The sequence below is a fragment of the Streptomyces sp. NPDC030838 genome (assembly GCF_055572035.1).
In genome coordinates, this window is the sequence record NZ_JBVIED010000017.1 from 26198 (window position 1) to 52173 (window position 25976).

Here is a 25976-nt window from a genome sequence, read left to right on the forward strand (position 1 = left end):
TATCGCCCATACCTAACAGGTATACATGGCCTCTGACCCGGGCGAGGGCGCCCGTGGCCGGTGTACAGGGAGGAACCTATGCGGTGGACGCGTGCCGCGGGTAGGGGCCTTCTCGTTCTCGTGGTCCTGCTGACCGGTTACGTCACCTCCGGCGCGCAGGCACGGGAGGGGCGGGACGACGGCGGGCGCGGCCCGCTCACCCTCGCCACCGCCGGCGACCTCACCGGCTATCTCGGCCCCCTGCTGGAGGGCTGGAACCGCACCCACCCCGGCGAGCGGGTCACCCTCGTCGAGCTGCCCGACTCGGCCGACGAGACCCGCGCCCAGATGGCCACCGACCTGCGCGCGGGCGGCCGCGGCCGGTTCGACGTCCTCAACATCGACGTCAACTGGACCCCGGAGTTCGCCGCGGCGGGCTGGATACGGCCGCTGCCGCGCGAGCGGTTCGCGCTGGACGGCTTCCTGCGGCCGGTCGTCGACACCGCGACCTACGACGGGCGGCTGTACGCCGTCCCGTACGTCACCAACGCGGGCCTGCTGCTCTACCGCAAGGACGTCCTCGCCGCGGAGGGCGTCCCGCCGCCGCGCACCTGGGCCGAACTGGAGCGGTACGCCAAGACCATCGCACCGAAGCACGGACTCGACGGCTACGCCGGCCAGTTCCTGCCCTACGAGGGCCTGACCGTCAACGCGGCCGAGGCCGTCTACTCGGCGGGCGGCACGATCCTCGGCGACGAGGGCGAACGGGTCACCGTGGACTCCGCGGCGGCCCGCGAGGGCATCGGGTTCCTGGCGCGCGGCGCCGCCGAGGGCTGGATACCGAAAGAGGCCCTGACGTACAAGGAGGAGGAGTCCAAGCAGGCCTTCCAGGACGGCCGGCTGCTCTTCCTGCGCAACTGGCCGTACGCCTACGTCGCCGCCTCCGCCGAGGGCTCCCGGGTCGCCGGCAAGGTCGGCGCCGTACCGCTGCCGGGCCCGGACGGGCCGGGGACCAGTGTCCTCGGCGGCTCCAACCTGGCCGTCAGCAGCCATGCGCGGCATCCCGACACCGCCGCGCGCCTGATCGCGTACCTCACCAGCGAGCCCGTCCAGCGCCAGGTCCTCACCCGCGGCGCCCTGCCGCCGGTCCGGGCCGCGCTCTACGACGATCCGGAACTCGTCCGCGCGTTCCCGTATCTGCCGACCCTGCGCGAGAGCGTGCTCAGGGCCGCGCCGCGCCCCAAGAGCCCGCACTACGACCAGGTCAGCCTGGTGGTGCAGGCGGCCGTGCAGGACGCGATGACCGGGCGGGCGACGCCCGAGGCCGCGGTGCGCAGACTGGCGCGCGAGCTGGCCGCCGTCGCCCGCGGCTAGTTACTCGTTAAGTAACGCCAACATCTCATCTGCTCTCGCATTGACCCTCTATGTCCTGATTTAGCCGGTCAACTGCCCAGTAGCTTACCGCCTGTTCATTGACACCTCGATGAAACGTCTACCTAACATGCATGCATGTTGAGTAAGTACAGCTGGTGGCGGGACGCGGTGATCTACCAGGTCTACGTCCGCAGCTTTCTGGACAGCACCGGTGACGGCGTCGGCGATCTGGCGGGCGTCCGGGCAGGGCTGCCGTATCTGAAGAAGCTCGGCGTCGACGGGATCTGGCTGAGCCCCTTCTACCCCTCGCCGCAGCACGACCACGGCTACGACGTCGCCGACTACTGCGACGTCGACCCGCTCTTCGGCGACCTCGCCGAGTTCGACCAGCTGGTGCGGGCCGCGCGGCGGCTCGGCATCAAGGTGCTGCTCGACATCGTCCCCAACCACTGCTCCAGCGCGCACCCGTGGTTTCGCGAGGCGCTGGCCTCGCCGCCCGGCAGCGCGGCCCGGGCCCGCTTCCACTTCGCCGACGGGCGTGGCCCGGACGGCGCCGAACCGCCCAACAACTGGCACGCCATGTTCGGCGGCCCGGCCTGGACCCGGCTCCCCGACGGCCAGTGGTACCTGCACATGTTCACCCCCGAACAGCCGGACTGGAACTGGCGCAACCCCGAGATCCGCGCCGAGTTCGACCGGATCCTGCGCTTCTGGCTCGACCGGGGCGTCGACGGCTTCCGCATCGACGTCGCCGCCGGCCTCTTCAAACACCCCGAGCTGCCCGACTCGGACGACCCCGAGGCCGACGCCCGCACCCGCGACTCGGTCAACCCGCTGGCCTGGAACCAGCCCGAGGTGCACGACGTGTGGCGGCACTGGCGGTCCGTGTGCGAGGAGTACGCCGCCCGCGACGGCCGGGAACGCCTGCTGGTCGGCGAGGTGTCCGTGCCCACCGCCCGTGAACACGCCCTGTACGTCCGCCCGGACGAACTCCACCAGGCCTTCTTCTTCGACCTGCTCGGCGCCCCCTGGGACCCGGACGCCTTCCGCAAGGTCATCTCCGAGGCCATGGAGGACATAGCCGGCACGGGGTCCACGGTCACCTGGGTCCTCAACAACCACGACCAGGTCCGCACCGTCACCCGCTACGGCGAACCCGCCCCGCACGGCAGCGGCCTCGGCGCCGCCCGCGCCCGCGCCGCCGCACTGCTGATGCTGGCGCTGCCCGGCGCCGCGTACATCTACCAGGGCGAGGAGCTGGGCCTGCCCGAGGTCGTCGACCTGCCCGACGACGTGCTCACCGACCCGATCTTCCACCGCACCGGCAGCCGGGCCCGGATCCGCGACGGCTGCCGGGTGCCGCTGCCGTGGTCAGGACAGGCCTCGCCGTTCGGCTTCACCTCCGGCGCCGGGGACGCCAAACCCTGGCTGCCGCAGCCCGACTGGTTCGCCGAGTACGCCACCGACCGCGCCCTCGCCGACACCCGCTCCTTCTGGCACCTGTACCGCGACGGACTCCAGCTGCGCGCCGCCCTGCCCCAGCTGGGCGAGGGCACCCTGCGCTGGCTGGACACCCCGCCCGGCGTCCTGGCCTTCGTCCGCGGCGACGACCTCGTCTGCGCCGTCAACTTCGGTACGGCCCCCGTGCCCGCGCCGCTCTCCGGCACCCCGCTGCTGTCCAGCGGCCCCTGTCCGGCCGGGGAGCTGCCCGGCTCGACGGCGGCCTGGTGGATCAACGACCTCCCCGTCTCCTCCTGAGACATCCCGTCTCCTCCCGAGACAACCTGCGAAGGGACATCAACGATGATGCGACGACGTACCACCCTGCTCACGGGCTGTACCGCCCTCGCCCTGACCCTCGGCGCGACCGCCTGCGGCGGCGGTCCCGTCACGGCCGGCGTCGGCGACCAGGCGCTGAGCGGCCAGACGGTCACCGTGGCCGGTGTCTGGACCGGCACCGAACAGCAGAACTTCCAGAAGGTGCTGGACGCCTTCACCGAGAAGACCGGCGCCAAGACGCAGTTCGTCTCCACCGGCGACAACGTCTCCACCGTCGTCGGCAGCAAGATCGAGGGCGGCAACGCGCCCGACGTCGTGATGGTCCCGCAGGTCGGCGTGCTCAAGCAGTTCGCCGAGCAGGGCTGGCTCAAGCCCCTGTCGGAGAAGACCGAGCAGTCCGTGGACGCCGGCTTCGCGCCCGTCTGGAAGGAGTACGGCAGCGTCGACGGCAAGCTCTACGGTCTCTACTTCAAGGCCGCCCACAAGTCGACCGTCTGGTACAGCCCCGACGCCCTCGCCCAGGCGGGCGTCAAGCCGCCGAAGACGTACGACGAGATGCTGAAGGCCGGTCGGACCGTCTCCGACTCCGGTCTCGCCGCCTTCTCGGTCGCCGGCCAGGACGGCTGGACCCTCACCGACTGGTTCGAGAACATCTACCTCTCCCAGGCCGGCCCCGAGAAGTACGACGCCCTCGCCGCCCACGAGATGAAGTGGACCGACGCGTCGGTCGTCGAGGCGCTCACCACGCTCGGCAAGCTCTTCAAGGACAAGCAGCTGATCGCGGGCGGCCGGAAGGGCGCCCTGAACACCGACTTCCCCGGCTCGGTGGAGAAGGTGTTCGGCCCGAAGCCCGAGGCGGGCATGGTCTACGAGGGCGACTTCGTGGCCGGGGTCGCCAAGGACCAGTTCGGCAGGACGATCGGCGAGGACGCGGACTTCTTCCCGTTCCCGGCGGTCGGTGACGGCCAGGCGCCCGTCGTCAGCGGCGGCGACGCGGCCGTCGTCCTGAAGGACGGCAAGAACCAGAAGGCCGCCATGGCGCTCCTGGAGTACCTGGCGACCCCCGAGGCCGCGGCCGTGTGGGCGGAGGCCGGCGGCTTCCTCTCCCCGAACAAGAAGCTCGACCTCGCCTCCTACGGCGACGACGTGACGCGGGCCACCGCCAAGTCCCTCGTCGCGGCGGGAGATTCGGTCCGCTTCGACATGTCCGACCAGGCCCCCGCGGCCTTCGGCGGCACCAAGGGCAGCGGCGAGTGGAAGATCCTCCAGGACTTCCTGCGCGACTCGTCGGATCCGAAGGGCACCGCGGCGAAGCTGGAAGCCGCGGCGGCCAAGGCGTACCGGGGCTGAGATGACCGCGACCCTCGTGAAGGAGGCGAGCCGTCCGGCCGCCGCGGGTGCCGACGTCCGTCGGCGCCCGCGGCGGCGGGGCCGGATCATCGCCCTGCTGTTCGTCTTCCCCGCGCTGCTCCTGCTGGGCGCGCTGGTCGTGTACCCGGTCCTGTTCTCGATCGGCCGCAGCTTCTTCGACGCCTCCGGGACCCGGTTCGTGGGCGGCGAGAACTACGCCGAGATGTTCCGCGACCCCGCGACCCTCAAGGCCGTCCGCAACACGGCGATCTGGGTCGTCGTCGCGCCGACGCTGCTGACCGGCCTCGGTCTGATCCTCGCCGTCCTGGTGGAGAAGGTCCGCTGGGCCACCGCCTTCAAGCTGCTGCTCTTCATGCCGATGGCGGTCTCCTTCCTCGCCGCGGGCATCATCTTCCGGCTCGCCTACGACGAGGATCCGGACAAGGGCGTGCTGAACGCGGCCGTGGTCTCCGTCCACGACGCCTTCCAGGGCACCTCCTCCTATCCCACGGCCCGGGCCCGCGACGGCCAGGGGCTGACGAAGGAGGCGGACGGCTCGTACCGGACGAGTGCGGGGGTCTCGCCCGGGGACACGGTGACGCTCGGCCTGGTCGGCGTCCAGCCGAAGGACCTGCCCGGCGGCGCCGAGCCGGCCCACGCGGCGGCCGAGCGCAAGGCGGCCCCCGGCGAACTGCGCGGCGTCGTCTACCTGGACTTCACGCCCGGCGGGGGAGGGGAGCAGGGCAGGGTCGACCCGCGGGAGAGCGGGCTGCCGGAGATGAACGTCGAGGCGGTGCGCGACGGCGAGGTGGTCGCCTCGACGACCACGGCGTCCGACGGCTCGTTCCGCTTCGAAGGCCTCGCCGACGGCTCGTACGCCGTGAAACTGCCCGCGGCCAACTTCGCCCCGCCCTACGAGGGCGTCTCCTGGCTCGGCCCGGCGCTCGTCACGCCCGCGATCATCGGGGCGTATCTGTGGATCTGGACGGGCTTCGCCATGGTGCTGATCGGCGCGGGCCTGTCGACGCTGCCCCGGGACGCGCTGGAGGCGGCGCGGATGGACGGCGCCAACGAGTGGCAGATCTTCCGCCGGATCACGGTCCCGCTGCTCGCGCCCGTGCTGACGGTCGTCTTCGTGACCCTCGTGATCAACGTGATGAAGGTCTTCGACCTCGTCTACATCATCGCGCCGGGCCCCGTGCAGGAGGACGCGACGGTGCTCGCGACCCAGATGTGGCTGGTGTCGTTCGGCGGCGGCAACAACCAGGGCCTGGGCAGCGCGCTGGGCGTCCTGCTCCTGCTGCTGGTGATCCCGGCGATGGTCTTCAACGTCCGCCGTTTCCGAAGGAGTCAGCGATGAACGCGGTCAGGCGGGGCCTGGGCAACGGCCTGGTGCAGGCCTTCCTGGTGGTGATCGGCCTGGTGTGGATGACGCCGCTGGCCGGACTGTTCCTGTCCTCGCTGCGCTCCGCCGAGGACACCGCGCAGGGCGGCTGGTGGACGGTGTTCACCAGCCCCGGGCAGCTGTCCTTCGACAACTACTCGGCGCTGCTGGAGAACTCGGGCATCACCCAGGCGTTCTGGAACACGGTGCTGATCTCGGTACCGGCGACGGCCCTCGTCGTGGTCGTCGCCGCGCTCGCCGGGTACGCGTTCGCCTGGCTGGACTTCCCGCTGCGCGAGCCGCTGTTCCTGCTGGTGGTGGCCCTGCTGGTGGTGCCGGTGCAGATCGGCCTGCTGCCGGTCGCCAAACTCTTCGGCCAGCTGGGCCTGTTCGGCACGATCCCCGGCGTGGTCCTCTTCCACGTGGCCTACGGCCTGCCCTTCGCGGTGTTCCTGCTGCGGAACTACTTCGCCGAGATCCCGAAGGAGATGCTGGAGGCGGCCCGCATGGACGGCGGCAGCGAGTGGCGCATCTTCACCCGCCTCGTCCTGCCCGTCGGCCGGCCGGCCATTGCCAGCCTCGCCATCTTCCAGTTCCTGTGGGTGTGGAACGACATGCTGGTCGCCCTGCTCTTCGCCGACAGCACCGCCCAGCCGCTCACCGTGGAACTCCAGTCGCAGATACGGCAGTTCGGCAGCAACATCGACGTCCTGGCCCCCGGAGCGTTCCTGTCGCTGGTGGTGCCGGTGGCGGTGTTCTTCGCCTTCCAGCGGCACTTTGTGCAGGGTGTGATGGCCGGGTCGGTGAAATAGCCGGAACAACGAGGGGCGGCGGAGGTGTGAGAACCTCCGCCGCCCCTCGTTCACGTGCTCACGTGTTCACGTGCTCAGGGTGACGCCGGCGGATACAGCGAGCGCGGCAGTTGCGAAGCCGCCGCCGCGTCCAGGAGCCACAGGGTGCGGGAGCGGCCGTACGCGCCCGCCGCCGGGGCCTGGATCTCGCCCGCGCCCGAGAGGGCGATCGCCGCGGCGTTCGCCTTGTCCTCGCCGGCCGCCAGCAGCCACACCTCGCGGGCCGCCCGGATGGCCGGGAGGGTGAGGGTGACCCGGGTCGGCGGGGGCTTGGGCGCGCCGTGCACGCCGACCACCATGCGCTCGGTCTCGCGCACCGCGGGCAGCTCCGGGAAGAGCGAGGCCACGTGCGTGTCCGGGCCGACGCCCAGCATCAGCACGTCGAACGTCGGGACCCCGCCGTGGTTCTCGGGGCCGGCCGCGTGGGCCAGCTCCTCGGCGTAGGCGGCGGCCGCCGCGTCCACGTCGGATCCGTACGGGCCGTCCGAGGCGGGCATGGCGTGCACCCGCTTCGGGTCCAGCGGGACGGAGTCCAGCAGGGCCTCGCGGGCCTGGGTGACATTGCGGTCCGGATGGCCCTCGGGCAGGAACCGCTCGTCGCCCCACCACAGGTCCAGACGGGACCAGTCGATCGCGTCCCGCGCGGGCGCGGCGGCCAGCGCGGCGAGCAGACCGTTGCCGTTGCGGCCGCCGGTCAGCACGATCGACGCGGAGCCGCGCGAGGCCTGCGCGTCCACGATCTTCGTGATCAGCCGCGCCGCCGCGGCCTGCGCCATCAGATCCTTGTCGCGGTGCACGACCAGCTGCGGAGTACTCACTTCGCCGCCGCCTTCTTCACCGGGGCCTTCTTGGTGGCCCTCTTCGCGGGGGCCTTCGCGGCCTCCTCGACGGGCTCGGGGACCGCGATCGGTTCCTCGGTCGCGACGGGGTCCGCCACGGCCTCCGGCTCCTCGGCCACGGGAGGCGCCGCGTTCAGCCGCTCCACCCCGAACCGCAGCGCCGAGGCGTACGTGTCGTCCGGGTCCAGCCGCCGCAGCTCCTCCGCGATCAGCTCGGCCGTCTCGCGCCGCTTGAGCGCCACCGCCCGGTCCGGCTGGCCCTGGATGGACAGGGTCGCCAGCGAGCCGTCGGCGCGGTCCAGGACGATCGGGCCGTAGTCGGTGTCCATGCGGACCGCGGTCAGACCGGGCCCGGCGGACACCGAGCGCCGGACCGGCACGTCCAGCCGGTCCGCGAGCCACATCGCCAGCAGCTCGCAGCTCGGGTTGAACTCCTCGCCCTCGACCTCGACGCCCCGCACCTCGCAGACGACCTGGTCCAGGGCCGCGGCCAGCATCGAACGCCAGGGCGTGATGCGGGTCCACGACAGGTCCGTGTCGCCGGGGGTGTAGGTCTTGGCACGAGCGGCAAGCTCCTGCACCGGCTGCTCGGCCGCGTAGGTGTCGGTGACCCGGCGCTGGGCGAGCGCGCCCAGCGGGTCGTTCGCCGGGTCGAGCGGCGCGTTGACCGGCCACCAGACGACCACGGGGGCGTCGGGCAGCAGCAGCGGCAGCACCACCGACTGGGCGTGGTCGACGACGTCGCCGTACAGCCGCAGCACGACCGTCTCACCCGTGCCGGCGTCCGCGCCGACCCGCACCTCGGCGTCCAGCCGGGACTGGGTGCGGTCGCGCGGGGTGCGTGAGACGCGCTTGATGACCACGAGGGTGCGCGAGGGGTGCTCGCGGGACGCCTCGTTGGCGGCCTTCAGCGCGTCGTACGCGTTCTCCTCGTCCGTGACGATGACCAGCGTGAGCACCATGCCGACGGCGGGGGTGCCGATGGCCCGGCGGCCCTGCACCAGCGCCTTGTTGATCTTGCTGGCCGTGGTGTCCGTGAGGTCTATCTTCATGGCCGGCGCCAGCTCCGTCCGTCTCGCTCGAGCATTTCGTCCGCCTCGACGGGACCCCAGGTACCGGCCGGGTACCGGGCCGGCTTGCCGTGCGTGTCCCAGTACTCCTCGATCGGATCGAGGATCTTCCAGGACAGCTCGACCTCCTCGGTGCGCGGGAAGAGGTTCGAGTCGCCGAGCAGCACGTCCAGGATCAGCCGCTCGTACGCCTCCGGGCTGGACTCGGTGAAGGACTCGCCGTAAGCGAAGTCCATCGACACGTCCCGGATCTCCATGGAGGTGCCCGGGACCTTCGAGCCGAAGCGGACCGTCACGCCCTCGTCGGGCTGGACGCGGATGACGATCGCGTTCTGGCCCAGCTCCTCCGTCGCCGTCGTGTCGAAGGGGGAGTGCGGGGCCCGCTGGAAGACCACCGCGATCTCCGTGACCCGGCGGCCGAGGCGCTTGCCGGTGCGCAGATAGAAGGGGACGCCCGCCCAGCGGCGGTTGTCGATGCCCAGCTTGATCGCGGCGTAGGTGTCGGTCTTGGAGGCGGGGTCGATGCCCTCCTCCTCCAGATAGCCGATGACCTTGGCACCGCCCTGCCAGCCCGCCGAGTACTGGGCGCGCACGGTGTCGCGGCCCAGGTCCTTCGGCAGCCTGACCGCGCCGAGCACCTTGGTCTTCTCCGCGGCCAGCGCGTCCGCGTCGAAGGAGGCGGGCTCCTCCATCGCGGTCAGCGCGAGCAGCTGGAGAAGGTGGTTCTGGATGACGTCACGGGCGGCCCCGATGCCGTCGTAGTAGCCGGCCCGGCCGCCGATGCCGATGTCCTCGGCCATGGTGATCTGCACGTGGTCCACGAAGGACCGGTTCCAGATCGGCTCGAACATCGTGTTGGCGAAGCGCAGCGCCAGGATGTTCTGGACGGTCTCCTTGCCCAGGTAGTGGTCGATCCGGAAGACCTGGTCCGGGGCGAAGACCTCGTGGACGATCGCGTTCAGCTCCTCGGCCGACTTCAGGTCGTGGCCGAACGGCTTCTCGATCACCGCGCGCCGCCAGGAGCCGCCCGTCTGCTCGGCCAGCCCGTGCTTCTTCAGCTGCTGGATGACCACGGGGAAGGAGCGCGGCGGCACGGACAGGTAGAAGGCGAAGTTGCCGCCGGTGCCCTGCGCCTTGTCCAGCTCCTCGATGGTGGCGCGCAGCTTCTCGAACGCCTCGTCGTCGTCGAAGGTGCCCTGGACGAACCGCATGCCCTGGATGAGCTGCTGCCAGACCTCCTCGCGGAAGGGGGTACGGGCGTGCTCCTTGACGGCGTCGTGGACCTCCTGCGCGAAGTCCTCGTGCTGCCACTCGCGGCGGGCGAAGCCGACCAGCGAGAAGCCCGGCGGCAGCAGACCACGGTTGGCGAGGTCGTACACCGCGGGCATCAGCTTCTTGCGCGACAGATCGCCCGTGACGCCGAAGATGACCAGGCCCGACGGCCCCGCGATACGCGGGAGCCGTCGGTCTGCGGGGTCACGAAGCGGGTTCGCTCCTGTGACAGAGGGAGACAAGGTGTCAGCCCTCCACGGGGGCGAGGCGCTTCAGCTCGGCCTCGGTCGACGCCAGCAGGTCGTTCCAGGACGCCTCGAACTTCTCGACGCCCTCGTCCTCGAGAAGCTGGACGACGTCGTCGTACGAGATCCCGAGCCCCGCGACCGCGTCGAGGTCGGCGCGGGCCTGCTCGTAGGTGCCGGCGACGGTGTTGCCGGAGATCTGCCCGTGGTCCTCGGTGGCCAGCAGGGTGGCCTCCGGCATGGTGTTCACGGTGTTCGGGGCGACCAGGTCGTCCACGTACAGCGTGTCCTTGTACGCCGGGTCCTTCACACCGGTCGACGCCCACAGCGGACGCTGCTTGTTGGCGCCGGCGCTCTCCAGCTTGCTCCAGCGGTCCGAGGAGAAGACCTCCTCGTACGCCTGGTAGGCGAGCCGGGCGTTGGCGACGGCGGCCTTGCCGCGCAGCGCCTTGGCCTCGTCCGTGCCGAGCCCGTCGAGCCGCTTGTCGATCTCGGTGTCCACGCGGGACACGAAGAAGGACGCCACCGAGTGGATCAGGGAGAGGTCCAGGCCCTTCTCGCGCGCCTTCTCCAGGCCCGCCAGGTAGGCGTCCATGACCTCGCGGTAGCGCTCCAGCGAGAAGATCAGCGTGACGTTGACGCTGATGCCGTTGCCGATGACCTCGGTGATCGCAGGCAGGCCCGCCTTGGTCGCCGGGATCTTGATCAGCGTGTTCGGCCGGTCCACCAGCCAGGCGAGCTGCTTGGCCTCGGCGATGGTCGCCTTGGTGTTGTGCGCCAGGCGCGGGTCGACCTCGATCGACACCCGGCCGTCCTGGCCGCCGGTCGCGTCGAAGACCGGGCGCAGGATGTCGGCGGCGTCCCGGACGTCCGCCGTGGTGATCATGCGGACGGCCTCGTCGACGGTGACCTTGCGGGCGGCGAGGTCCTCGAGCTGCTGCTCGTAGCCGTCACCGCTGCTGATGGCCTTCTGGAAGATGGTCGGGTTGGTGGTGACGCCCACGACGTGCTGCTGGTCGATCAGCTCGGAGAGGTTGCCCGAGGTGATCCGCTTGCGCGACAGGTCGTCCAGCCAGATCGCGACGCCTTCCTCGGAGAGGCGCTTGAGTGCGTCTGTCATGGAAATTGCATCTCCTACGTGTCGTATATGAGCGTCAGCGCTGGGCGGCGGTGAGCGATTCCCGGGCCACGGCGGCCACGTTCTCCGCGGTGAAGCCGTACTCGCGGAAGAGGACCTTGCCGTCGGCGGAGGCGCCGAAGTGCTCCAGGGAAACGATGCGGCCGGCGTCCCCGACGTACTTGTGCCAGGTGAGACCGATACCGGCCTCGACCGCGACACGCGCCTTCACCTGCGGCGGCAGGACGCTGTCCCGGTACCCCTGGTCCTGCTCCTCGAACCACTCGACGGACGGCATGGACACCACGCGCGTCGGCACACCGGCGGCCTGCAGCTGCTCGCGGGCCTCGACGGCGATGTGCACCTCGGAACCGGTGGCGATCAGGATCACCTGCGGCTCGCCGCCATCCGCCTCGAACAGCACGTAGCCACCCTTGGCCGCGCCCTCGTTCGGCTCGTAGGTCGGCACGCCCTGGCGGGTCAGCGCGAGGCCGTGCGGCGTGCCCTTGCCGAACTCCTTGGTGTGGCGCTTGAGGATCTCGCGCCAGGCGATGGCCGTCTCGTTGGCGTCCGCCGGGCGGACGATGTTCAGACCCGGGATGGCACGGAGGCTGGCCAGGTGCTCGACCGGCTGGTGGGTCGGGCCGTCCTCGCCGAGACCGATGGAGTCGTGCGTCCACACGTACGTCACCGGCAGGTGCATCAGGGCCGACAGGCGCACCGCGTTGCGCATGTAGTCGGAGAACACCAGGAAGGTGCCGCCGTAGACGCGGGTGTTGCCGTGCAGCGCGATGCCGTTCATCTCCGCGGCCATGGAGTGCTCGCGGATGCCGAAGTGGATCGTGCGGCCGTACGGGTCCGCCTCGGGCAGCGGGTTGCCCTCGGGCAGGAACGACGACGTCTTGTCGATCGTGGTGTTGTTGGAGCCGGCCAGGTCGGCGGAGCCGCCCCACAGCTCGGGGATGACCTCGCCGAGGGCCTGGAGCACCTTGCCGGACGCGGCACGGGTGGCGACGCCCTTGCCGGGCTCGAAGACCGGGATCTTCTCCTCCCAGCCGGCCGGCAGCTCACCGGCGCTGACGCGGTCGAACTCGGCCGCGCGCTCCGGATTGTTGCTGCGCCACTCCTGGAAGGACTTCTCCCACTCGGCCTTGGCCTGGCGGCCGCGCTCGATCGCCTTGCGGGTGTGGTCGATGACCTCGTCCGCGACCTCGAAGCTCTGCTCCGGGTCGAAGCCGAGGACGCGCTTGGTGGCCGCGACCTCCTCGTCGCCCAGCGCCGAGCCGTGGGCGGCCTCGGTGTTCTGCGCGTTCGGGGCGGGCCAGGCGATGATCGACCGCATCGCGATGAAGGACGGCTTGTCCGTGACCTTCTTGGCCTCCTGGATCGCCGCGTAGATCGCGGCCGGGTCCAGGTCGCCGTTGGCCTGCGGCTCCACGCGCTGCACGTGCCAGCCGTAGGCCTCGTAACGCTTGACGGTGTCCTCGGAGACGGCCGTCTCGGTGTCGCCCTCGATCGAGATGTGGTTGTCGTCCCACAGCAGGATCAGGTTGCCGAGCTTCTGGTGGCCCGCGAGCGAGGACGCCTCGGCGGAGATGCCCTCCTGCAGGCAGCCGTCACCGGCGATGCAGTAGACGAAGTGGTCGAAGGGGGACTCCCCGGCGGGGGCCTCCGGGTCGAACAGACCGCGCTCGTAGCGGGCGGCCATGGCCATGCCGACGGCGTTGGCGACACCCTGGCCCAGCGGGCCGGTGGTCGTCTCCACACCCACCGTGTGGCCGTACTCGGGGTGGCCCGGGGTCTTCGAGCCCCAGGTGCGGAAGGCCTTCAGGTCGTCCAGCTCCAGGCCGAAGCCGGCCAGGTACAGCTGGGTGTACAGGGTCAGGGACGAGTGGCCCGCGGACAGCACGAACCGGTCGCGGGCGACCCAGTCGGCGTCCGCCGGGTCATGCCGCATCACCTTCTGGAAGAGGGTGTAGGCGGCCGGCGCCAGGCTCATCGCCGTACCCGGATGGCCGTTGCCAACCTTCTGTACGGCATCGGCGGCCAGGACGCGGGCGGTGTCAACGGCCCGCTGGTCCAGCTCGGTCCACTCGAGGTCTGTGGTGGTCGGCTTGGTGCTCACCCTGGGTCAGGGCTCCTCTCCACATGTCGAATGCCGGTGTGGGCGTACACCGACCGCCGGTGCACTCCGCGCCCACCGGCCGCTGTCGAGCCTACCCCCGTGAGAACGTGCATTTTTTCGAGTCATTACAGACTGCCGGGACTCTCGGGGATCCGCCTCCCGACTGGGCCGGACCGGCTTCGCCAAGTGAATACGAGGGCGCTCATCTGACGGCTCAGCCGCTGCTCATTTCGGAGTAACCCGCCGCTCATCCGAGCGTCGGATCCGACCGCCGGCCGACCCGGCGACCGCACCCTCGTACGCACGTCGGAGCACGCCGCCCAACACGACCCCACCCCCGCGAAGGCCGAGGTATGGGCAACGTCTACAGTGGCGTGGTACGCGCGAGCCTTTACCGGGACTTCACACGGGGAGGCTTGCTGGGATGTCTCTGTCAGGGGTGTGCGTGACGGCCGTTGAATCCCGTCCTGCGGGAGTTATCGGGACGAGCCAGAGCCCGACCCACCGGCCGTTCGGGGCCCGTGTGAAGGCGTTCGTGGCGCTGACCAAGCCGCGGATCATCGAGCTGCTGCTCATCACCACGGTGCCGGTGATGTTCCTCGCCGAGCAGGGCGTGCCGGACATGGGTCTGGTGCTGCTGACCTGCATCGGCGGGTATCTCTCGGCCGGCGGCGCCAACGCGCTGAACATGTACATCGACCGCGACATCGACGCGCTGATGGACCGCACCTCGCAGCGTCCGCTGGTCACCGGCATGGTCAGCCCGCGCGAGTGCCTGGCCTTCGGCATCACCCTCGCGGTGGTCTCCACCCTGCTGTTCGGCCTCACCGTCAACTGGCTGTCCGCCTGGCTCTCCCTCGGCGCGCTCCTCTTCTACGTCGTCGTCTACACGATGATCCTGAAGCGCCGCACCTCGCAGAACATCGTCTGGGGCGGCATCGCGGGCTGTATGCCGGTGCTGATCGGCTGGACGGCCGTGAAGGACTCCCTCTCCTGGGCGCCCGTCATCCTCTTCATGGTCATCTTCTTCTGGACGCCGCCGCACTACTGGCCGCTGTCCATGAAGGTCAAGGAGGACTACGCGCGCGTGGGCGTGCCGATGCTGCCGGTCATCGCCTCCAACAAGGTCGTCGCCAAGCAGATCGTGATCTACAGCTGGGTGATGGTCGCCGTCTCGCTCCTGCTCACCCCGCTCGGCTACACCGGCTGGTTCTACACGGCGGTCGCGCTGGCCGCGGGCGGCTGGTGGCTGTGGGAGGCGCACGCGCTGCAGAACCGGGCGAAGGCCGAGGTCACGGGCGCGAAGCTGAAGGAGATGCGGCTGTTCCACTGGTCCATCACGTACGTCTCGCTGCTGTTCGTCGCAGTGGCGGTGGACCCCTTCCTGCGCTGACTTTCTCGTGGCGGGCGGGGTGCGTGGTCAAGGCCACGCGCCCCGCCCGTCGCCGTTTGATCTACCCGCGAGTAGCATCCTGACCATGGCAGACACGCAGCAGGTTGACGCGAAGGCCGAGCGCACGGCGGCGCGGCTCGCGAAGCGGATCGGCGCCTTCTCCAAGGCACACGGCGGGGCCGAGGGCCAGGTGGCGTACATCGGGCAGCGCGGCGCCCGGATCGTCCTCGTGGGCGAGGACGGCGGCTGGGGCGACCTGGTGGCCCCTTCGTACGAGATCGCCGAGAAGGCCGTGGCGAAGGCCGGGATCACCGTCCACGAGGCCTTCGACGGCGAGTTCGCGGCCAAGGTGAAGACCGGCCCCTACGAGTGGTCCCGGATGGCGGGCATCCAGATCGGCGGCCCCTCGAACGACTGAGCGGCGGCCGACAGTCGTCGGCGGTTCGCACGGGGTGTGCGATCGCAGTACCCGACACCCGGTTCACCCGTTAGGACTCGTAGGAGTACGCGGTCCAGTCACGGGAGCCCGGATGATCGAAACGCCGTCCCTCGTGGACCAGTACTGCCACGGCGTCCTGAGAACGGAGCTGGGCCTCGGCACCTTCGAGGCTCAGCTGGCCCGGACCGAGGGACCGCCCGCCCCGGGCACCACCCTGTTCGACACCCAGACGGGTTTCGCCGTACGGCGCTGGTGCCCGCCCCTGCTCGGCCTGGAACCGCACTGCCCGCCCGCCCGCTATCTCGCCCGGCGCCGTGAACTCGGCGTCCTGGAGGCCGGCCGGCGGCTGCTGCGCGGCAGCGGCATCACCACCTACCTGGTCGACACCGGGCTGCCCGGCGACCTCACCGGCCCCGCCGAGCTGGCCTCCGCATCCGCCGCCGAGGCCCGGGAGATCGTCCGTCTCGAACTGCTGGCCGAGCAGGTCGCCGACACCTCCGGAACCGTCGAGTCGTTTCTCGCCAACCTCGCCGAGTCGGTGCACGGCGCCGCCGCGAACGCCGTGGCCTTCACCTCCGTGGCCGGCGTCCGGCACGGTCTCGCACTCGCACCCGAGCCGCCCGGCCCGGGGGAGGTGCGCGGCGCCGCGGGACGCTGGCTGGCGGCCCGCCCGGTCGGCGGGGAGCTGACCGACCCGGTGCTGCTACGGCATCTGCTGTGGATCGCGGTCTCCACCGGCCGGCCGCTCCAGCTGCACGCCGGGCTCGGCGAGCCGGGGCTGCGGATCGACCGCACGGATCCGGTGCTGCTCACCGACTTCGTCCGGGCGACGGCGGGCCTGGGCACGGACCTGGTCCTGCTGCACGGCTACCCCTACCACCGGCACGCGGCCCACCTGGCCGGGGTCTTCCCGCATGTCTACGCCGACTCCGGCGCCGCCCTGGTGCGCACCGGCGCCCGGGCGGCCACCGTCCTCGCCGAGATCCTGGAACTCGCCCCCTTCGGCAAGATCCTCTTCTCCAGCGGCGCCCAGGGGCTCCCCGAACTGCACGTGGTGGGCGCCCGGCTGTTCCGCGAGGCCCTGGCCCGGGTGCTCGGCGGCTGGGTGGCCGAGGGCGCGTGGTCCCTCACGGACGCCCAGCGGGTGGCGGGGATGATCGCGGCGGGGAACGCGGGGCGGGTGTACGGGCTGGAGTGAGCGCCCGCACACGCCCGCTCAGGCGCTGGTCAGCGCACGGTCCGTCTGCTCCGGCAGATCCGTCGGCGAGGTCTCGGGCCGTTCACGCAGCGACAGAACCACGCGCACCACCCAGATCCACATCACGGACGAGCCGAGCATGTGCAGGCCCACCAGGATTTCGGGGAGGTCCGTGAAGTACTGGACATAGCCGATCCCGCCCTGCAACAGCAGGATCACGAACAGCTCCCGCGTCCGGTTCAGCGGCCCCCGCGGCGCGTCGACCGCCTTCAGTACGAACCAGAGCGCGAACGTCAGCGTCACCACGATCCACGCCAGCACGGCGTGCAGCTTGCTGATCATCTCCCAGTCCACCGGCATACGCGGCACGTCACTGGAGTCGCCCGCGTGCGGGCCCGAGCCGGTGACGACCGTGCCGACCAGGATCAGCAGGACGGTGACGGCGACCATGCACCACACGAGCTGCCGTACGGACGTGCCGACCAGCGGCCGGGGCGCCGCGTCGCCCTCCCGGGTGCGCTGCCACATCACCGTGGCGATGGCGATGAGCGCCGACGTCGCCACGAAGTGGGCCGCGACCGTGTACGGGTTCAGACCGACCAGGACCACGATGCCACCGAGCACCGCGTTGCTCATGACGACCCAGAACTGGGCCCAGCCCAGCCGGGTCAGGCCGCGCCGCATCGGCTTCTGCGAGCGTGCCGCGATGATCGCCCAGCCGACGGCGGCGCACAGCACGTACGTCAGCATGCGGTTGCCGAACTCGATGGCCCCGTGCAGACCCATCTCCCGCGTCGCGGTGAGCGAGTCGTCCGTGCACTTCGGCCAGGTCGGGCAGCCGAGCCCGGAACCGGTGAGCCGTACCGCGCCGCCGGTGACCACGATGACCACCGACATGACGAGCGCGATGAGGGCCGCCCGCTGAACCGTCCTGGTGGTGGGGGTCCAGCGTGCGGCGATGAAGGCGAGCGGGTTGCGCACTGCCGCTTCGGCGTCGGCGCGGGTCAACTTTGGCACGCGCACCATCGTAGGGGGCCGCTTGTGCACGCGTTCACGAGGGGTGTGGAACCGTCCGCTCGGCTCCTCCCGGAACCGTCCGCTCGGCTACTCCCAGCGGAAGAACCGCCCCGCCGCCGCGAGCCCCACGACCGCCCACACCGCGAGGATCCCCAGGTTCCCCCACGGCATGCCGGCCCCGTGCTGGAGGACGTCGCGCAGTCCGTCCGACAGGGCGGAGATCGGCAGCAGCCCGAGGACGTCCTGCGCGGCGGGCGGGAACTTGTCCAGCGGCACGATCACCCCGCCGCCGACGAGCAGCAGCAGGAAGACCAGGTTGGCGGCGGCCAGCGTGGCCTCGGCCTTGAGCGTGCCCGCCATGAGCAGGCCGAGCCCGGAGAAGGCGGCCGTGCCGAGGACGAGCAGCAGCAGGACGGCGAGCGGGTTGCCGTGCGGCGACCAGCCCAGCGCGAAGGCGATCACCGTCACCAGCAGCACCTGGAGCACCTCGGTGACCAGCACGGACGCCGTCTTGGCGGTCATCAGCCCCCAGCGCGGCAGCGGGGAGGAGGCGAGCCGCTTCAGCACGCCGTAGCGGCGTTCGAATCCGGTGGCGATGGCCTGGCCGGTGAACGCGGTCGACATCACGGCGAGCGCCAGGATGCCGGGCGCGAGGAAGTCGACGGCCTCGCCCGCGCCGGTGTCGACGATGTCGACGGTGCCGAACAGGACCAGCAGCAGCGTCGGAATGATCACCGTGAGGAGCAGCTGCTCGCCGTTGCGCAGCAGCATCTTCGTCTCCAGCGCGGCCTGCGCGGCGATCATGCGGGGGAGCGGGGCGGCGCCGGGCTTGGGGGTGTAGGTCCCGGTGGGGGTGGTCACGAGCGCAGCTCCTTGCCCGTCAGCTCGAGAAAGACGTCTTCCAGGGTGTGCCGTTCGACCGAGATCCTGTCCGGCATCACCCCGTGCTGGGCACACCAGGAGGTGACCGTCGCCAGCAGCTGCGGGTCGACCTTGCCGACCACCCGGTAGGAGCCGGGCGTCAGCTCGGCCGCCGCGCAGTCCGCGGGCAGTGCCTTGAGCAGCGAGGCGACGTCGAGGCCGGGGCGGCCGGTGAAGCGCAGGGTGTTCTCGGCGCCGCCGCGGCACAGCTCCTCGGGGGAGCCCTGGGCGATGACCTTGCCCGCGTCGATGATCGCGACGTCGTCGGCGAGCTGCTCGGCCTCGTCCATGTAGTGGGTGGTGAGGATGACGGAGACCCCGTCGGCGCGCAGGTCGCGGACCAGGTCCCAGGTGGCGCGGCGGGCCTGGGGGTCGAGTCCGGCGGTCGGCTCGTCCAGGAAGACCAGCTCCGGGCGGCCCACGACGGCCATCGCCAGCGCGAGCCGCTGCTGCTGCCCGCCGGACAGCCGACGGTAGGACGTACGGCCGCAGGAGCCGAGTCCGAGCCGTTCGATGAGCGCGTCCACGTCGAGGGGGTGGGCGTGCAGCTTCGCGACATGGCGCAGCATCTCGTCGGCCCGCGCCCCGGAGTAGACGCCACCGGACTGGAGCATCACGCCGATGCGGGGACGCAGCTCGCGGGACTGGTGGACCGGGTCGAGGCCCAGGACGCGCACCGTGCCGGAGTCCGGCTTCCGGTACCCCTCGCAGGTCTCGACCGTGGTCGTCTTGCCCGCCCCGTTGGGGCCGAGGACGGCGGTGACGCCCGCCCGGGCCACCAGGTCGAGGCCGTCCACCGCGGTCTTGTCGCCGTACCGCTTCACCAGGGCCTGGACCTGGAGCACGGGCTCGTTTCGCATGGCTCCAGAGTCTAGGTACGGCCGCGGGGTCTCAGACCGGGGGGTTCAGAACTCCTCCGCACGGGGACGGTGCAGCGACAGCCACCGCTCGGCGTAGGCCACCGCGTCCGCCACGGGAAACAGCCGTACGTCGGCCGCCCCCACCGTGCCCCGTACGACGGGACGGTCCCGCTCGAAGTCGTGGCCGAGTTCGTCGAACCGGTCGGAGGAGATCGACACCTCGGTCACGGACTCCCAGCCATCGGGCCCCGGTCGGCCCACCGCGACGAGCGGGGACGGTATCCGGTACTCGGCCAGGTGGAAACTCGTGCAGGAGTCGTAGCCGGCGCCGAGCAGCAGCACGCGGGCGCCCATCGCCTCCAGCTTCGCCAGCGGGCTGTGCTCGCCGAGCCGGCAGTCGGGGGCGTGGCCCTCGATCACCTCCGCCGCGCGCGGTCCGACCGCCGCGAAGGACGTCTGGGGGTGCGCGCTGCGCAGGGCGCCGGGCCAGGTGCGCACGGTCTCCGGGATCACCCCGACCCCTCGGGTGGGCGTGATCAGCGGGTCGTACGCGGGCATCGTGGCCCGGATGGCCGGCCACCACTCCTCGGGAACCGGCGGGTTCGACCACACGGCGGGATCGGAGAGGTCGGCGGTCTGGGTGGGGACGACCAGAGTGCCCTCCGGGCCGAGCGCGTCGAGCAGTGCCTGGACGACCGCGACGGCGCCTCCGCACACCCAGCCGACCGAGCTGAGTGAGGAGTGCACGAGGAGGGTCTCGCCGGGCCGGACGCCGCATGCGCGCAGCTGTGCGCAGAGGGCGTCACGGGTGACAAGAGGGCCGGTCGGAGGGGGTGTGGGCATGGTTCGGGAGTGTCCCGGATGCGGTCGGGCCATGCCACCGATTTGATCTGTGGTTTGATCGATCAAAGATCGTTTCCGCAGGTCAGATTAGGTATGCCTAAGTGACGTAGGGCACCGTCCGGCCGCCCGGACGCCGCTTGTCACGCTCTGAGGAATTACGCAACAATGGCGTTGTGAAAAACGTCGGCACGGCTCGGGAGACCCCCACGGGGGCCCCGCAGGAGGAGCTCGCGACCGGGGAGCGCTCGACGCGCAACCGGGTCGCGCGGTCGATCCTGGACCACGGTCAGTCGACCGTCGCCGAACTCGCCGGCCGGCTGGGCCTCACCCAGGCCGCCGTCCGCCGGCACCTGGACGCGCTGGTCGCCGACGGCGTCGTGGAGGCCCGCGAGCGGCGGGTGTACGGCGCCCGTACCCGAGGGCGACCCGCCAAGGTGTTCGCGCTGACGGACTGCGGCCGGGACGCCTTCGACCAGTCGTATGACACGCTGGCCATGGACGCCCTGCGCTGGATCGCCGAGCGGGAGGGCGGCAGCGAGGCGGTCGCCGCCTTCGCCCGCGCCCGGTTCGCCGCCCAGTCCGCCGCCTACCGGAAGGCGGTCGAGCAGGCCGGCCCCGAGCAGCGGACCGAAGCACTGGCCAAGGCCTTGAGCGCGGACGGGTACGCTGCTACCGCGCGCAGCGCGCCCACCGGCGAGCAGCTGTGCCAGCACCACTGTCCGGTCGCTCACGTAGCCGAGCAGTTTCCGCAGCTCTGCGAGGCCGAGACGGAATTTTTCGCCGAGCTGCTCGGTACTCACGTACAGCGGCTGGCCACGATCGCCCACGGCGACGGTGTCTGCACGACGTTTATCCCGAAGACTTCCAAAACCACTCAGAACGCACCTGCAAGCACGGCCGGGAGGAACCCCGCATGACTCTCCCCACGGAGACTGCCCACCCTGAGCTCGAGGGTCTGGGCAAGTACGAATACGGCTGGGCCGACTCCGACGAGGCCGGTGCCGCAGCGAAGCGCGGCCTGAGCGAGGCTGTCGTCCGCGACATCTCGGACAAGAAGTCCGAGCCGGAGTGGATGACCAAGCTGCGCCTCAAGGGTCTGAAGCTCTTCGAGAAGAAGCCCATGCCGAACTGGGGCTCGGACCTGTCGGGCATCGACTTCGACAACATCAAGTACTTCGTGCGCTCCACGGAGAAGCAGGCGGAGTCCTGGGAGGACCTGCCCGAGGACATCAAGAACACGTACGACAAGCTCGGCATCCCCGAGGCGGAGAAGCAGCGCCTCGTGGCCGGTGTCGCGGCCCAGTACGAGTCGGAGGTCGTCTACCACCAGATCCGCGAGGACCTGGAGGAGCAGGGCGTCATCTTCCTCGACACCGACACCGCGCTGAAGGAGCACCCGGAGCTCTTCAAGGAGTACTTCGGGACCGTCATCCCGGCCGGTGACAACAAGTTCGCCGCGCTGAACACCGCCGTGTGGTCGGGTGGCTCCTTCATCTACGTGCCGCCGGGCGTCCACGTGGAGATCCCGCTCCAGGCCTACTTCCGTATCAACACGGAGAACATGGGCCAGTTCGAGCGGACCCTGATCATCGTCGACGAGGGTGCCTACGTGCACTACGTCGAGGGCTGCACCGCCCCGATCTACAAGTCGGACTCGCTGCACTCCGCGGTCGTCGAGATCATCGTCAAGAAGAACGCCCGCTGCCGCTACACGACCATCCAGAACTGGTCGAACAACGTCTACAACCTGGTCACCAAGCGCGCCGTCGCCTACGAGGGCGCGACCATGGAGTGGATCGACGGCAACATCGGCTCCAAGGTGACGATGAAGTACCCGGCCGTCTACCTGATGGGCGAGCACGCCAAGGGCGAGACCCTGTCCATCGCCTTCGCCGGCGAGGGCCAGCACCAGGACGCGGGCGCCAAGATGGTCCACATGGCCCCGAACACCTCGTCGAACATCGTCTCCAAGTCGGTGGCGCGCGGCGGTGGCCGTACCTCCTACCGCGGTCTGATCGAGATCGGCGAGGGCGCCCCGGGCTCCAAGTCCAACGTGCTCTGCGACGCGCTGCTGGTCGACACGATCTCCCGCTCGGACACCTACCCGTACGTCGACGTCCGCGAGGACGACGTGTCCATGGGCCACGAGGCGACCGTCTCCAAGGTCTCCGAGGACCAGCTCTTCTACCTGATGAGCCGCGGTCTCTCCGAGGACGAGGCGATGGCCATGATCGTGCGCGGCTTCGTCGAGCCGATCGCCAAGGAGCTGCCCATGGAGTACGCCCTCGAGCTCAACCGGCTGATCGAGCTGCAGATGGAAGGCGCGGTCGGCTAACCACCGGCCCGCGATTCCCATCAGGCCCCTTACGTAACGGAAAGCGAGCATTACGACAGCCATGGCTGAGGCTCAGAACATCCCGGTGGGCTCCACCACCGCCGGCTCGATCGCGGTGGCCGCCGAGTCCACCGTCGTCTCGCGCATGAGCGCGCCCCCGTCCTTCGACGTCGCGGACTTCCCGGTCCCGCACGGCCGTGAGGAGGAGTGGCGGTTCACCCCGCTGGAGCGCCTGCGCGGGCTGCACGACGGCACCGCCGTCGCCGACGGCGAGGGCGTGAAGGTCACCGTCGAGGCCCCCGAGGGCGTCGTCGTCGAGACCGTCGGCCGCGACGACGCGCGGCTCGGCAAGGCGGGCACCCCGGTGGACCGCGTCGCCGCCCAGGCGTACTCGGCCTTCGAGAAGGCCTCGGTCGTGACCGTGCCGAAGGAGACCGTCCTCACCGAGCCGATCCGCATCGCCGTGCACGGCGAGGGCGGCGTGGCCTTCGGCCACCAGGTCATCGAGCTGGGCGCCTTCGCCGAGGCCGTCGTCGTCATCGACCACACCGGTGACGCCGTGCTCGCCGCCAACGTCGACTACCTGCTGGGCGACGGCGCCAAGCTGACCGTCGTCTCCGTCCAGGACTGGGACGCCAAGGCCGTGCACGTCGGTCAGCACAACGCGCTGGTCGGCCGCGACGCCTCCTTCAAGTCGGTCGTCGTCACCTTCGGCGGCGACGTCGTACGCCTGCACCCGCGCGTCACCTACGCGGGCCCCGGCGGCGAGGCCGAGCTGTTCGGCCTGTACTTCACCGACGCCGGCCAGCACCAGGAGCACCGTCTGCTGGTCACCCACAACGTGCCGCACTGCAAGTCGAACGTCGTCTACAAGGGCGCGCTCCAGGGCGACGACGCCCACGCGGTGTGGATCGGCGACGTGCTGATCGAGGCCAAGGCCGAGGGCACGGACACCTACGAGATGAACCGCAACCTCGTCCTGACGGACGGCGCGCGGGTCGACTCGGTGCCGAACCTGGAGATCGAGACCGGCGAGATCGTCGGCGCGGGGCACGCCTCGGCCACCGGCCGGTTCGACGACGAGCAGCTCTTCTACCTGATGGCCCGCGGTATCCCGGAGCACGAGGCGCGCCGCCTCGTCGTCCGCGGCTTCTTCGCCGAGCTGGTCCAGCAGATCGGCGTCGCGGACATCGAGGAGCGTCTGATCGCGAAGATCGAAGAGGAGCTGGAGGCGTCGGTCGCATGACGTTCGTACGCGCCTGTGGGCTGAGCGAGCTGGAGGAGGACACCCCGAAGCGGGTGGAACTCGACGGCACGCCGGTCTCGGTCGTCCGTACCGAGGGGGAGGTGTTCGCGATCTACGACATCTGCTCCCACGCGAACGTCTCGCTCTCCGAGGGCGAGGTGGAGGACTGCCAGATCGAGTGCTGGCTGCACGGCTCCGCGTTCGACCTCCGCACCGGCAAGCCGTCCGGCCTTCCCGCGACGCGCCCCGTCCCCGTATACCCCGTAAAGATCGAAGGGGACGACGTGCTCGTCTCCCTCACCCAGGAGTCCTGAGGCACCCATGGCAACGCTTGAAATCCGAGACCTGCACGTCACCGTCGAGGCCGACAACGCCACGAAGGAGATCCTCAAGGGCGTCGACCTCACCGTGAAGCAGGGCGAGACGCACGCCATCATGGGCCCCAACGGCTCGGGCAAGTCGACCCTCGCCTACTCCCTCGCGGGTCACCCGAAGTACACGATCACCGGCGGCACCGTCACCCTCGACGGCGAGGACGTCCTGGAGATGTCCGTCGACGAGCGCGCCCGCGCGGGCCTGTTCCTGGCGATGCAGTACCCGGTCGAGGTCCCGGGTGTCTCCGTGTCGAACTTCCTGCGGACGTCCGCCACCGCCATCCGCGGCGAGGCCCCGAAGCTGCGCACCTGGGTGAAGGAGGTCAAGGAGGCCATGGAGCGCCTCAACATGGACCCGTCCTTCGCCGAGCGCAACGTCAACGAGGGCTTCTCGGGCGGTGAGAAGAAGCGCCACGAGATCCTTCAGCTGGAGCTGCTGAAGCCGAAGGTCGCGATCCTGGACGAGACCGACTCGGGCCTGGACGTCGACGCTCTCCGCATCGTGTCCGAGGGTGTGAACCGCGTCCGCGAGACCGGCGAGGTCGGCACCCTGCTGATCACGCACTACACGCGCATCCTGCGCTACATCAAGCCCGACTTCGTCCACGTGTTCTCCGCCGGCCGCATCGTCGAGTCCGGCGGCGCCGAGCTCGCCGACAAGCTGGAGAACGAGGGCTACGAGGCATACACGAAGGGTGGCGCATCCGCGTGACACAGCTGCCGGGCCTCCTCGACACCGAGGCGATCCGCAAGGACTTCCCCGTCCTGGACCGCGTGATCCACGACGGCAAGAAGCTCGTGTACCTGGACAACGCGGCGACCTCGCAGAAGCCGCGCCAGGTGCTGGACGCCCTGAGCGAGTACTACGAGCGCTACAACGCCAATGTCCACCGCGGTGTGCATGTGCTCGCCGAGGAGGCCACGGCGCTGTACGAGGGCGCGCGCGACAAGGTCGCGGAGTTCATCAACGCGCCTTCGCGGGACGAGGTGATCTTCACCAAGAACGCCTCGGAGTCGCTGAACCTCGTGGCGAACATGCTGGGCTGGGCCGACGAGCCCTACCGGGTGGACTCGGACACCGAGATCGTCATCACGGAGATGGAGCACCACTCCAACATCGTGCCGTGGCAGCTGCTGGCGCAGCGCACGGGCGCGAAGCTGAAGTGGTTCGGCCTGACGGACGACGGCCGCCTCGACCTGTCCAACATCGACGAGATCATCACGGAGAAGACGAAGATCGTCTCCTTCGTGCTGGTGTCCAACATCCTGGGCACGGTCAACCCCGTCGAGGCGATAGTCCGGCGCGCCCAGGAGGTCGGCGCGCTGGTCTGCGTCGACGCCTCGCAGGCCGCGCCGCACATGCCGGTCGACGTGCAGGCCCTCCAGGCCGACTTCGTGGCCTTCACCGGCCACAAGATGTGCGGCCCGACGGGCATCGGCGTGCTGTGGGGCCGCCAGGAACTCCTGGAGGACCTGCCCCCGTTCCTGGGCGGCGGTGAGATGATCGAGACGGTGTCCATGCACTCCTCGACCTACGCCCCGGCACCGCACAAGTTCGAGGCGGGCACCCCGCCGATCGCGCAGGCGGTGGGCCTGGGCGCGGCGATCGACTACCTCAACTCGATCGGCATGGACAAGATCCTCGCCCACGAGCACGCGCTCACCGAGTACGCGGTGAAGCGTCTGGCGGAGGTCCCCGACCTGCGGATCATCGGCCCGACCACGGCCGAGGACCGCGGCGCCGCGATCTCCTTCACGCTCGGTGACATCCACCCGCACGACGTGGGCCAGGTCCTCGACGAGCAGGGCATCGCGGTGCGTGTCGGTCATCACTGCGCCCGCCCGGTCTGCCTCCGGTACGGAATTCCTGCGACCACGCGAGCGTCGTTCTATCTGTACTCCACGCCGGCCGAGATCGACGCTCTGGTGGACGGCCTGGAGCACGTACGGAACTTCTTCGGCTGA

23 protein-coding genes are annotated in these 25976 nt (G+C 70.4%); 14 read left to right on the forward strand and 9 right to left on the reverse strand.

The window, feature by feature from the left end:
- Positions 1-78: 78 nt before the first annotated feature.
- The 5 genes from ACZ42A_RS33340 to ACZ42A_RS33360 all read left to right on the forward strand — a co-directional run bounded on the left by ACZ42A_RS33340 (position 79) and on the right by ACZ42A_RS33360 (position 6678).
- A complete protein-coding gene (locus ACZ42A_RS33340; protein WP_468531043.1) occupies positions 79-1353 on the forward strand; it encodes an ABC transporter substrate-binding protein in 1275 nt (424 codons plus the stop codon).
- A gap of 135 nt (positions 1354-1488) precedes the next feature.
- Complete coding sequence (locus tag ACZ42A_RS33345; protein WP_468531044.1) at positions 1489-3111, forward strand: glycoside hydrolase family 13 protein; 1623 nt, start codon at positions 1489-1491, stop codon at positions 3109-3111.
- 45 nt (positions 3112-3156) lie between these two features.
- A complete protein-coding gene (locus ACZ42A_RS33350) occupies positions 3157-4482 on the forward strand; it encodes an ABC transporter substrate-binding protein (protein WP_468531045.1) in 1326 nt (441 codons plus the stop codon).
- A 1-nt stretch (position 4483) separates the two neighbouring features.
- The gene (locus tag ACZ42A_RS33355) at positions 4484-5842 is read left to right on the forward strand and encodes an ABC transporter permease (RefSeq protein ID WP_468531046.1); all 1359 of its coding nucleotides are present in this window, start codon (positions 4484-4486) and stop codon (positions 5840-5842) included.
- Positions 5839-6678 (forward strand): carbohydrate ABC transporter permease, encoded by an 840-nt coding sequence (locus ACZ42A_RS33360; protein WP_468531047.1) that lies wholly within the window; start codon positions 5839-5841, stop codon positions 6676-6678. The genes ACZ42A_RS33355 and ACZ42A_RS33360 overlap by 4 nt, the downstream gene beginning before the upstream one ends.
- Positions 6679-6752: 74 nt before the next feature.
- Here ACZ42A_RS33360 and pgl read toward each other — a convergent pair whose 3' ends face one another.
- The 5 genes from pgl to tkt are packed head-to-tail and all read right to left on the reverse strand — an operon-like array spanning position 6753 to position 13385.
- Positions 6753-7535 carry a 6-phosphogluconolactonase gene (gene pgl, locus ACZ42A_RS33365; protein WP_468531048.1) on the reverse strand — a complete coding sequence of 261 codons (783 nt, stop codon included), beginning with the start codon at positions 7533-7535 and terminating at the stop codon, positions 6753-6755.
- A complete protein-coding gene (gene opcA, locus ACZ42A_RS33370) occupies positions 7532-8608 on the reverse strand; it encodes a glucose-6-phosphate dehydrogenase assembly protein OpcA (RefSeq protein ID WP_468531049.1) in 1077 nt (358 codons plus the stop codon). Before opcA ends, pgl begins: the two co-directional genes overlap by 4 nt.
- Complete coding sequence (gene zwf / locus ACZ42A_RS33375) at positions 8605-10140, reverse strand: glucose-6-phosphate dehydrogenase (RefSeq protein WP_468531050.1); 1536 nt, start codon at positions 10138-10140, stop codon at positions 8605-8607. Before zwf ends, opcA begins: the two co-directional genes overlap by 4 nt.
- Before the next feature lie 4 nt (positions 10141-10144).
- Positions 10145-11263: a transaldolase gene (gene tal / locus ACZ42A_RS33380; protein WP_468531051.1), complete on the reverse strand. Its 1119-nt coding sequence runs from the start codon at positions 11261-11263 to the stop codon at positions 10145-10147.
- A gap of 34 nt (positions 11264-11297) precedes the next feature.
- Positions 11298-13385, reverse strand: coding sequence for a transketolase (gene tkt, locus ACZ42A_RS33385; RefSeq protein WP_468531052.1), 2088 nt, complete (start codon positions 13383-13385; stop codon positions 11298-11300).
- Between the two features lie 424 nt (positions 13386-13809).
- Between tkt and ACZ42A_RS33390 the strand changes: the two genes are divergently transcribed.
- The 3 genes from ACZ42A_RS33390 to ACZ42A_RS33400 all read left to right on the forward strand — a co-directional run bounded on the left by ACZ42A_RS33390 (position 13810) and on the right by ACZ42A_RS33400 (position 16415).
- On the forward strand, positions 13810-14778 hold the full coding sequence (locus tag ACZ42A_RS33390) for a heme o synthase (protein WP_468531053.1): 969 nt from the start codon (positions 13810-13812) through the stop codon (positions 14776-14778).
- Between the two features lie 85 nt (positions 14779-14863).
- Positions 14864-15196, forward strand: a complete 333-nt coding sequence (locus ACZ42A_RS33395) for a hypothetical protein (protein WP_468531054.1) — start codon at positions 14864-14866, stop codon at positions 15194-15196.
- A gap of 112 nt (positions 15197-15308) precedes the next feature.
- Positions 15309-16415, forward strand: coding sequence for an amidohydrolase family protein (locus ACZ42A_RS33400; protein ID WP_468531055.1), 1107 nt, complete (start codon positions 15309-15311; stop codon positions 16413-16415).
- Positions 16416-16433: 18 nt separating this feature from the next.
- Here the strand turns inward: ACZ42A_RS33400 and ACZ42A_RS33405 are convergent, their stop codons facing one another.
- The 4 genes from ACZ42A_RS33405 to ACZ42A_RS33420 all read right to left on the reverse strand — a co-directional run bounded on the left by ACZ42A_RS33405 (position 16434) and on the right by ACZ42A_RS33420 (position 20056).
- Positions 16434-17441 carry a COX15/CtaA family protein gene (locus ACZ42A_RS33405; protein WP_468531056.1) on the reverse strand — a complete coding sequence of 336 codons (1008 nt, stop codon included), beginning with the start codon at positions 17439-17441 and terminating at the stop codon, positions 16434-16436.
- Between the two features lie 78 nt (positions 17442-17519).
- Entirely contained in the window at positions 17520-18236 is a 717-nt protein-coding gene (locus tag ACZ42A_RS33410; RefSeq protein ID WP_468531219.1) for an ABC transporter permease, read from the reverse strand.
- Positions 18237-18289: 53 nt separating this feature from the next.
- Positions 18290-19213 carry an ABC transporter ATP-binding protein gene (locus ACZ42A_RS33415; RefSeq protein ID WP_468531057.1) on the reverse strand — a complete coding sequence of 308 codons (924 nt, stop codon included), beginning with the start codon at positions 19211-19213 and terminating at the stop codon, positions 18290-18292.
- A 45-nt stretch (positions 19214-19258) separates the two neighbouring features.
- A complete protein-coding gene (locus ACZ42A_RS33420) occupies positions 19259-20056 on the reverse strand; it encodes an AAC(3) family N-acetyltransferase (protein WP_468531058.1) in 798 nt (265 codons plus the stop codon).
- 173 nt (positions 20057-20229) lie between these two features.
- Here ACZ42A_RS33420 and ACZ42A_RS33425 point away from each other — a divergent pair, with 173 nt between their 5' ends.
- From ACZ42A_RS33425 to ACZ42A_RS33450, 6 genes are all read left to right on the forward strand, one after another.
- Complete coding sequence (locus ACZ42A_RS33425) at positions 20230-20973, forward strand: helix-turn-helix transcriptional regulator (protein ID WP_468531059.1); 744 nt, start codon at positions 20230-20232, stop codon at positions 20971-20973.
- Positions 20970-22391, forward strand: a complete 1422-nt coding sequence (sufB, locus tag ACZ42A_RS33430) for a Fe-S cluster assembly protein SufB (protein WP_468531060.1) — start codon at positions 20970-20972, stop codon at positions 22389-22391. The genes ACZ42A_RS33425 and sufB overlap by 4 nt, the downstream gene beginning before the upstream one ends.
- 61 nt (positions 22392-22452) lie before the next feature.
- The gene (sufD, locus tag ACZ42A_RS33435; protein WP_468531061.1) at positions 22453-23637 is read left to right on the forward strand and encodes a Fe-S cluster assembly protein SufD; all 1185 of its coding nucleotides are present in this window, start codon (positions 22453-22455) and stop codon (positions 23635-23637) included.
- Positions 23634-23951, forward strand: a complete 318-nt coding sequence (locus ACZ42A_RS33440) for a non-heme iron oxygenase ferredoxin subunit (RefSeq protein ID WP_468531062.1) — start codon at positions 23634-23636, stop codon at positions 23949-23951. The genes sufD and ACZ42A_RS33440 overlap by 4 nt, the downstream gene beginning before the upstream one ends.
- 7 nt (positions 23952-23958) lie before the next feature.
- Entirely contained in the window at positions 23959-24723 is a 765-nt protein-coding gene (gene sufC, locus ACZ42A_RS33445) for a Fe-S cluster assembly ATPase SufC (RefSeq protein WP_468531063.1), read from the forward strand.
- The gene (locus tag ACZ42A_RS33450; protein WP_468531064.1) at positions 24720-25976 is read left to right on the forward strand and encodes a cysteine desulfurase; all 1257 of its coding nucleotides are present in this window, start codon (positions 24720-24722) and stop codon (positions 25974-25976) included. Before sufC ends, ACZ42A_RS33450 begins: the two co-directional genes overlap by 4 nt.

Bases quoted from the DNA above. Each gene is read 5' to 3' on its own strand.
- ACZ42A_RS33390 (WP_468531053.1), top strand. From the start codon at position 13,810: ATGTCTCTGTCAGGGGTGTGCGTGACGGCCGTTGAATCCCGTCCTGCG.
- ACZ42A_RS33355 (WP_468531046.1), top strand. From the start codon at position 4,484: ATGACCGCGACCCTCGTGAAGGAGGCGAGCCGTCCGGCCGCCGCGGGT.
- ACZ42A_RS33340 (WP_468531043.1), top strand. From the start codon at position 79: ATGCGGTGGACGCGTGCCGCGGGTAGGGGCCTTCTCGTTCTCGTGGTC.
- sufD (WP_468531061.1), top strand. From the start codon at position 22,453: ATGGCTGAGGCTCAGAACATCCCGGTGGGCTCCACCACCGCCGGCTCG.
- sufB (WP_468531060.1), top strand. From the start codon at position 20,970: ATGACTCTCCCCACGGAGACTGCCCACCCTGAGCTCGAGGGTCTGGGC.
- ACZ42A_RS33395 (WP_468531054.1), top strand. From the start codon at position 14,864: ATGGCAGACACGCAGCAGGTTGACGCGAAGGCCGAGCGCACGGCGGCG.
- sufC (WP_468531063.1), top strand. From the start codon at position 23,959: ATGGCAACGCTTGAAATCCGAGACCTGCACGTCACCGTCGAGGCCGAC.
- ACZ42A_RS33400 (WP_468531055.1), top strand. From the start codon at position 15,309: ATGATCGAAACGCCGTCCCTCGTGGACCAGTACTGCCACGGCGTCCTG.
- ACZ42A_RS33410 (WP_468531219.1), bottom strand. From the start codon at position 18,236: ATGATCGCCGCGCAGGCCGCGCTGGAGACGAAGATGCTGCTGCGCAAC.
- opcA (WP_468531049.1), bottom strand. From the start codon at position 8,608: ATGAAGATAGACCTCACGGACACCACGGCCAGCAAGATCAACAAGGCG.
- ACZ42A_RS33420 (WP_468531058.1), bottom strand. From the start codon at position 20,056: ATGCCCACACCCCCTCCGACCGGCCCTCTTGTCACCCGTGACGCCCTC.
- ACZ42A_RS33405 (WP_468531056.1), bottom strand. From the start codon at position 17,441: ATGGTGCGCGTGCCAAAGTTGACCCGCGCCGACGCCGAAGCGGCAGTG.
- ACZ42A_RS33360 (WP_468531047.1), top strand. From the start codon at position 5,839: ATGAACGCGGTCAGGCGGGGCCTGGGCAACGGCCTGGTGCAGGCCTTC.
- ACZ42A_RS33440 (WP_468531062.1), top strand. From the start codon at position 23,634: ATGACGTTCGTACGCGCCTGTGGGCTGAGCGAGCTGGAGGAGGACACC.
- tal (WP_468531051.1), bottom strand. From the start codon at position 11,263: ATGACAGACGCACTCAAGCGCCTCTCCGAGGAAGGCGTCGCGATCTGG.
- ACZ42A_RS33350 (WP_468531045.1), top strand. From the start codon at position 3,157: ATGATGCGACGACGTACCACCCTGCTCACGGGCTGTACCGCCCTCGCC.
- ACZ42A_RS33345 (WP_468531044.1), top strand. From the start codon at position 1,489: ATGTTGAGTAAGTACAGCTGGTGGCGGGACGCGGTGATCTACCAGGTC.
- ACZ42A_RS33415 (WP_468531057.1), bottom strand. From the start codon at position 19,213: ATGCGAAACGAGCCCGTGCTCCAGGTCCAGGCCCTGGTGAAGCGGTAC.